We start from the raw sequence: 865 nt of genomic DNA on the forward strand, positions 1-865 counted from the left end.
TGTGACCTCGAATACCCATTTCAGGAATTCGGTGGGGCCATTTTGCGCACTGAAATACACAACTTCCGACGAAGAAAATATATGCCCGTATCCGAATGCCCCTGGCAGTGCGAGGCGGCCTGCGGTGCGGTCGTAAATATCGCTCTGAACATCAAGCAAAGCAGCACCTTTCAATCCCAGATTGCCTCGGGATTCCTGTTGCGCCTCTTCCCCCTCTGCTGCAATTTCTGACAGTCGGTTAGGAGCTTTCAGCATTGATTTCAGCTCGGGGGTAATATCCACCTGCCAGCTCTGTGGAGGAACGGTAATTTGCGCAGCCTGAGCAATGCCGCTGTATATAATAGTGAAATTACGAATAAGTGACTCGCCTGTCACTTTTTGTCGAACAGGCGTTTTTATTATGCCGCATAGTGTTCCGCTGGTCTGATGGATGAGACAAATCCAGTCATAACTGAATGCACAGTCATCAGGAACAACCGCGCTACACACAATATTGTCCGGGCTTAACTGGCCGTAGGTCAGTTCATTCACGGTATATGTGATTTTTTCTTCCGGAACGGTATTATCTTCGCGCGTTGGTTCCCGCCCCATCAGGGCAAAAATAATAGCGTCAGGGCGCGCAGGTAAATTACCGGCTGTGCATTCAGCAACCCACTTTTCAAATGCTTTCGTCAATAATGCGCTCATTACTTCTTAATTCTCGCTAATGTTCTGCGGTAATTCTGGCCATACAATCGCGGCATACGATGCTTTATCTGTAACCTGGCTGAATGTCATCTCCCGTAACGTTTTTGTATAAATACGGCAGGCTTTCAGTTTTTCCCTGTCTTCGTCGCTGATTAATCCCAGCAGCAGGTCTTTTTCC

At 48.0% G+C, this 865-nt stretch carries 2 protein-coding genes; both read right to left on the reverse strand.

Annotated features, from left to right (window positions below; all coding sequences use genetic code 11):
• Nucleotides 1-687 (reverse strand): phage tail-collar fiber domain-containing protein (locus EQY_RS0123015; RefSeq protein ID WP_001275087.1); only part of this gene is annotated, 687 nt, incomplete at its 3' end.
• Nucleotides 688-693: 6 nt separating this feature from the next.
• The coding region (locus EQY_RS0123020; protein ID WP_038809347.1) for a tail fiber assembly protein at nt 694-865 on the reverse strand (172 nt) is incomplete at its 5' end.

This window comes from Escherichia sp. TW14182 (assembly GCF_000208525.1).
Classification (GTDB): Bacteria; Pseudomonadota; Gammaproteobacteria; order Enterobacterales; family Enterobacteriaceae; genus Escherichia; species Escherichia ruysiae.